This window comes from Rhizobium sp. NZLR11 (assembly GCF_019685115.1).
Lineage (GTDB): Bacteria > Pseudomonadota > Alphaproteobacteria > Rhizobiales > Rhizobiaceae > Rhizobium.
Map to the genome: position 1 here is coordinate 239383 of NZ_JABDWD010000004.1, position 6430 is coordinate 245812.

Below are 6430 nucleotides of genomic sequence, written 5' to 3' on the forward strand. Positions count from 1 at the left end.
TAAATTTTGAGAGAAAAATACAACTTTTCCCGGATGAGAATTGAGAGTCGCGTGGCGCGCTATACGGCGGTTTTCTACAACCGCTGTTTACCCTGCGTTAACGCTGCCATGAGAGTCCTTTTAGGGTCCTCAAGTATTTCCCTGGCCCAGGAGGCTGCATTGGATACTCCGAAACAATATTACGAATCTATAAATTTGCCGGGCGTGCTCAGCATTCGCAACGTGTCCGAACTACTCTCCAAGATTTTCAACGAATTTCATAGCCGCGATACAATCATCGTTAGCATTCCGGAAGGCGCTGAAGCAGATCTGAGCTTCGTTCAACTCATCGAATCTTCGCGGCGACAAGCAAAATCCCATGGAAAAACCTTCAGGCTTTCTTCCCCGGCTAGCGGCTCTGTCCTGAACGTACTTGAGCGCTCAGGTTTCATCGAATCCTTCGATCAAGAAGACGCAAATTTCTGGTTGCATAAAGAGGTGTCGTTATGAGTGCAAATATCCTGACTGTCGACGATTCCGCCAGCATTCGTCTGACGACCAAAGTCACGCTGACCAATGCCGGCTATAGCGTCACCGAGGCGGTCAATGGGGCCGAGGGCCTGGCGACGGCCAAGGGCAGCAGCTTCGATCTGATCGTCACCGATCTGAATATGCCTGTCATGGACGGGCTGACGATGATCGAGGAACTGCGCAAACTGCCGGCACAGGCCGGGGTTCCGATCATCTTCCTGACGACGGAATCGGACGCCGATCTCAAGGCGCGCGCCAAGGCTGCCGGCGCGACGGGCTGGCTGACCAAGCCGTTCGACCCGGAAAGTCTGGTGAAGATCGTGAAGAAGGTTCTCGGACGATGAGTACGCTCGATCCTGTCGCCGTCTTCCGCACAGAGGCCGCCGAATGCCTCGAAGCGATCGAGGCTGGTCTTCTCGACCTGACCCACCAGCTCGACAACAAGGATCTCGTCGACGCCGTCTTTCGCGGGCTGCACACGCTCAAGGGCTCCGGCGCGATGTTCGGCTTCGAGGCGCTCGCCGCCTTCACTCATCATTGCGAAACCGCCTTCGACCGCGTCCGCAAGGGCGAGGTCGCGGCGACCAGTGAACTCGTCGCCGCCGTTCTTGCCGCCCAGGACCATATGCGTGCCCTCGTCGACCAGCCGGACGCCGATCACGGCGATACCGGCAGCACGCTTCTGGCGCAGCTGCAGGCTGCCGTCGGCGGCAAGGAGACGCCGACTGCTGCAGCGCCGGCCGCTGCTGCTGTAGTCGCTGCCATCCGCGAGGCACCGGCGAAGAAGAAAAACAGCTGGCGCATCCACTTCAGCCTGCCCGCCAATTCGATGGCCAACGGCACCAACCCGCTCGGCCTGTTGGACGAGCTGCGCGATCTCGGCGAATGCACCGTGCGCGCCAACACCTCGGCCATTCCGCCGCTCGACGAGCTCACTCCGACGGAACTCCACATTTCCTGGGACGTGACGCTGACCAGTGAGCAGGACCGCTCGGCGATCGACGACGTCTTCATCTTCGTGCTCGACGATATGGAGCTCAGCGTCGAGGATATCGATGGCGCGGCAGCGGCAACCGCCGCCCCGGCCGCGGAAAAGGCAGCCGCACATGGCGCTGCAGCATCGGCGCCGGCCGTTCCTGCAGCACCCGTCCTGGAATTCCGTCCTGTCGAGGCGGTTTCGGCCAAGCGCGAGGCGCCCGCCGCCGTCAGCCAGGCGAAGGCGACCGAGAATGTCCGCGTTCCGGCCGAACGTCTCGACGAGTTGATGGATCGCGTCGGCGAGCTCGTCATCGCGCAATCGCGTCTCAGCCAGCTCGCCAGCGCCAGTAGCGATATCGCGCTGCGCTCCGTCTCGGAAGAAATCGAACGTCTCTCCGGTGAATTGCGCGACACGATGATGATGCTGCGCATGGTGCCCGTCGCCACCCTCTTCTCCCGTTTCCGCCGCCTCGTCCACGATCTCGCCCGCGAGACCGGCAAGGTGATCGAGCTGGTGACCGAGGGCGAGAGCACCGAGGTCGATAAAACGGTCATCGAACGTCTGGCCGATCCTTTGGTGCATCTTGTGCGCAACTCGATCGATCACGGCCTCGAAACGCCCGCCGATCGCCTTGCCGCCGGCAAGTCCGAAGCCGGCACGGTGACGCTTTTGGCCCGTCAGGCCGGCGGCGAAGTGATCATCTCGATTAAGGATGACGGTCGCGGCATCAATCGTGAAAGGGTTCGCGCCAAGGCGGAATCCTCCGGCCTCATCCAGCCCGGCCAACCGCTTTCCGACTCTGAGCTGTTGCAGCTGATCTTCGCTCCCGGCTTCTCGACGGCCGCGGCGATCACCAATCTGTCCGGCCGCGGGGTCGGCATGGACGTGGTCAAGAAGACGGTCGAAGCGCTTCGCGGCGCGATCGACATCGTCAGCGTGCCGGGGCAGGGTTCGGAAGTGTCGCTACGCATCCCGCTGACGCTCGCCATTATCGATGGCCTGTTGGTGCGCGTCGGTTCCGGCCGCTACGTCATCCCGCTCTCGGCGGTCGAGGAATGCCTCGAACTGTCGCTCGAGGAAGATCTCCGCTCGCGCGGCCGCAGCTTCATCTCGCTGCGGGACAGCCTGGTGCCGTTCTTGCGCCTGCGCGATCTCTTCCGCACTGGCACCAAGCCCGACGTACATCAAAAGGTCGTCGTCATCTCGACCGGCACGGAGCGTGTCGGCCTCGTCGTCGACCAGATCATCGGCGACCACCAGACGGTCATCAAGTCGATGTCGAAACTGCACAATAACGTCGCGACATTCTCGGGCGCCACCATTCTCGGCGACGGCAGCGTCGCCCTCATTCTCGACGTCGGGCACCTGGTTGCCGCGGGTCAGCAACAGGAGGCGCAATTGCGTGTAGCAGGATGAGCGCAACAGCAACGACAGCCGAACGATTTGACAATCACTGGAGCTATGCCGAGGAAGTCGAGGTTCTAACCTTCGATCTCAACGGCGAAACCTTCGCGCTGGAAGCGGTCATCGTCCAGGAGATCCTGGATCTGCTTCCCGAGACTGCGGTGCCAGGCAGCCAGCCCTTCGTTGCCAGCGTCATCAACTTTCGAGGCAAGGTCATTCCGCTCGCTGATCTGCGTCTCGCCTTCGGGATGGAAGCCGCAGAGGCGACGATCGACAGCCGCATCATCGTCATCGAGATCGATCTGCAAGGCGAGCACACGCTCGTCGGCCTCAGGACCGACAAGGTGAACGAGGTGACGACGCTTGCAAAGACCGCGAGCGAAGCGCCGCCGAGCATCGGCATGCGCTGGCGCGCCGACTATATCAACTGCCTGGTGAAGAGGGGCGGAGAATTCATCATTCTCCCGAATCTGCAGGCGATTTTTTCATCGAGGCGCAATGCGGCGGGAGCCGCCAGCTGATGTCGGCTGAGTTCAGGTTGGGGTTAAACCGATGCGATTGACCATCAAGACAAAACTGGTGACCGCGTTCACCTTCATCATCCTCATGCTGATGGGCACCGCTGCCTACGGCATCGTCAGCCTTGGATCGCTGAACGATACGATCGGCAATCTCATCGCCGGTCCGGCAGCCCGTCTCGACCTGGCGCAGCAAATCAACATCGCCCAGCTCGAGGCCATTCGTCAGCAGAAAAACTTGCTCACCGCCCGCACTGCCGACGAGACGGCCGGTGCGATCGCAAAGGGCAATCAGGCCCGCAAGGAATTCACCGATGCCTTCAGCCAGGTTCTGGCGCTGGCAACGGAAGAAGGCAAGGTTCGCTGGGCGCGCATCGCCGAACTTTCCAAGACATTCAATGCAGCCGACGACCAGATCCGCGACTATGTGAAGGCCGGTAACGCCGAAGGCGCAAATACCATCTCCGTCACGGCAGCCCGGGCCGCCGCCAACGATATCGACTCGACGCTCGGCGAAATCCTGGCACTCGAAAAGCAGCGCATGAAGGCTGCGGACGATAGCGCCGACGCGCAGTATGCGACCACACGCACGATGATGATGGCGGTGGCTGCCTTTGCCCTGTTGATTGCGGCCATTACCGCCTTCTGGATCGCCAGCACGATCAGCAAGGGCCTTAGCCGGGCCAATACCGTGGTTCGCGAAGTGTCGGAAGGCGATCTGACGAAGATGGCCGATATCACCAGCCGCGACGAAATCGGCGAGCTTCTCGGCAACGTCAACATTATGATCGAACGCCTGCGCGGCGTCGTTGCCGATGCCCTGTCGGCCGCCGACAACGTCTCTTCAGGCAGCCAGGAACTGTCTTCGAGCTCCGAGCAGGTTTCGCAGGGCGCGAGCGAACAGGCCGCTTCGGCCGAAGAGGCTTCCGCTTCGATGGAGGAGATGGCCGCCAACATCAAGCAGAACGCCGACAACGCGGCGCAGACCGAAAAGATCGCCCGTCAATCGGCCAAGGACGCGGAAGCCAGCGGCGAAGCCGTCTCCCGCGCCGTCGAAGCCATGCGCACGATCGCCCAGAAAATCGGCATCGTCCAGGAAATCGCCCGCCAGACCGACCTTCTCGCCCTTAATGCTGCTGTGGAAGCAGCACGCGCCGGCGAGCACGGCAAGGGGTTTGCGGTCGTCGCCTCCGAGGTGCGCAAGCTCGCCGAACGCAGCCAATCGGCCGCTGCCGAAATCAGCGCCATGTCGGGCAATACCGTGACGGCCGCTCAGGAAGCCGGCGACATGCTCGGCCGCCTGGTGCCCGACATCCGCAAGACGGCCGAGCTGGTTTCCGAGATCAGTGCCGCCTGCCGCGAACAGGATATCGGGGCTGCCCAGATCAACGAGGCGATTCAGCAGCTCGACAAGGTGACGCAGCAGAATGCCGGTGCCTCCGAGCAGATGTCGGCAACTTCCGAGGAACTAGCCTCGCAGGCCGAAGAGCTGCAGACGTCGATCGCCTTCTTCAAGGTCGATATGGTGGGCGGGCGCCGTGAGCGTGCGCCAGCTGCAAAAGCCGCGGTCCGCAGCCGGCCTCAGCCCGTACCGCGCAAGCCGGGCACCAAGTCACCCGCCAATACGGTCGCCGGTCAGCAGGCCCGCGTGAAGGGATTTGCCCTCGACATGTCGATGGGTGGTCCCGACACGGCCGATGACGAGTTCAGGGAGAGCGCATAGCGCTCCCTGGGGAAGCGCTATGCGCTCTCGTGCGAATTGTCGTGGGCCAGTCAGCTCGCCCGCGACACACGCTTCCGGCACGCGCATGCCGGCATGGAAGTCTGTCAACTTCCTTCCGTGGCATGTCTTCGCCTACCAGAATTTCTTTGCTGCATGATGCCGCGCCCCTTGGTCCATATTTATTGCCTCGCTCTCAGAGAGGAACATTGAGATGCGTATTACGATTAAACTTAAGCTCGCAGCCGCATTCGGCTTTGTCATACTGTTGCTGGTGGGCAGCGCGGTATATGGGATCATCAGTCTCAGTTCACTCAACGATGCCGTCGGCAACCTCATCTCGGGTCCCGCAAAGAACCTGGAACTGGCCCTGGAAGCAAAAGCCGCGGAGCTCAATGGCATTCGCTGGCAGAAGAATGCCCTTCTGGAAATGGATCCCGAGGTGGCCAGGAAGAATTATCAGAACTCGGCGAGGAGCATGGATGAAATGCTCGCCTTCGCGGCGAGCGGCCAACAGCTTGCAACTGCTGACGGCAAGCCCATGTGGGATAGGCTGATCGAACTGGCCAAGCGCTTCACCGAAGGCTCCCACCAAGTCGCCTCCATCCAGGAAAGTGGTGACAGAGCAGCGGCCAATGCCCTGTCGTCAGGAGAGGTTCGCGCCCTCGTCGCGGAACTGGAAGACGTCTTCGCGGCGCTCGTTACGCAGCAGCAGAAGGCGATGACGCAGGCCGATGACGACACCGAAAGCCTTTATGGCTCCACCAAGAACCTGCTGATCGGCATCGCTATCGCCGCTTCCGTCATCGCCTTTGCCGCCGCATTGTGGATCGCGCTCGGAATCAACAGCGGCCTGCGCAAGATCATGAACGTTGCCAACGCGGTCGCCATAGGCGACCTGAACCAGAAGGCCGAGATCAAGAGCAACGACGAGATCAAGGATCTCGTCAACACGATCAACGTCATGACGGGTAATCTTCGCAACACCGCAGAGATCGCCAACCAGATTTCGAACGGCGACCTGACGGTGTCGCCCAAACCGCTTTCCGACAAGGATATGCTCGGCATAGCGCTCGAGCAGATGGTCGAGCGCCTGCGCGGCGTGGTCTCCGATGCGGCCGCGGCCGCGGAAAATGTTTCGGCCGGCAGCCAGGAACTGTCTTCGAGCTCCGAGCAGGTTTCGCAGGGCGCGAGCGAACAGGCCGCTTCGGCCGAAGAGGCTTCCGCTTCGATGGAGGAGATGGCCGCCAACATCAAGCAGAACGCCGACAACGCGGCGCAGACCGAAAAGATCGCCCG

The 6430-nt window shown here is 61.4% G+C and carries 6 protein-coding genes; all 6 read left to right on the forward strand.

Features of this window, described 5'->3' with window-relative positions:
* The first annotated feature begins 159 nt into the window (after positions 1–159).
* Positions 160–489 (forward strand): STAS domain-containing protein, encoded by a 330-nt coding sequence (locus HJB83_RS09760; protein WP_221131812.1) that lies wholly within the window; start codon positions 160–162, stop codon positions 487–489.
* Positions 486–854, forward strand: coding sequence for a response regulator (locus HJB83_RS09765; protein ID WP_003552634.1), 369 nt, complete (start codon positions 486–488; stop codon positions 852–854). Before HJB83_RS09760 ends, HJB83_RS09765 begins: the two co-directional genes overlap by 4 nt.
* Entirely contained in the window at positions 851–2905 is a 2055-nt protein-coding gene (locus HJB83_RS09770) for a chemotaxis protein CheA (protein WP_221131773.1), read from the forward strand. Before HJB83_RS09765 ends, HJB83_RS09770 begins: the two co-directional genes overlap by 4 nt.
* Positions 2902–3414: a chemotaxis protein CheW gene (locus HJB83_RS09775; protein ID WP_207581723.1), complete on the forward strand. Its 513-nt coding sequence runs from the start codon at positions 2902–2904 to the stop codon at positions 3412–3414. The genes HJB83_RS09770 and HJB83_RS09775 overlap by 4 nt, the downstream gene beginning before the upstream one ends.
* Before the next feature lie 31 nt (positions 3415–3445).
* On the forward strand, positions 3446–5134 hold the full coding sequence (locus tag HJB83_RS09780; RefSeq protein WP_221131774.1) for a methyl-accepting chemotaxis protein: 1689 nt from the start codon (positions 3446–3448) through the stop codon (positions 5132–5134).
* A gap of 211 nt (positions 5135–5345) precedes the next feature.
* On the forward strand, positions 5346–6430 hold a 1085-nt coding region (locus HJB83_RS09785; protein WP_221159553.1), incomplete at its 3' end, for a HAMP domain-containing protein.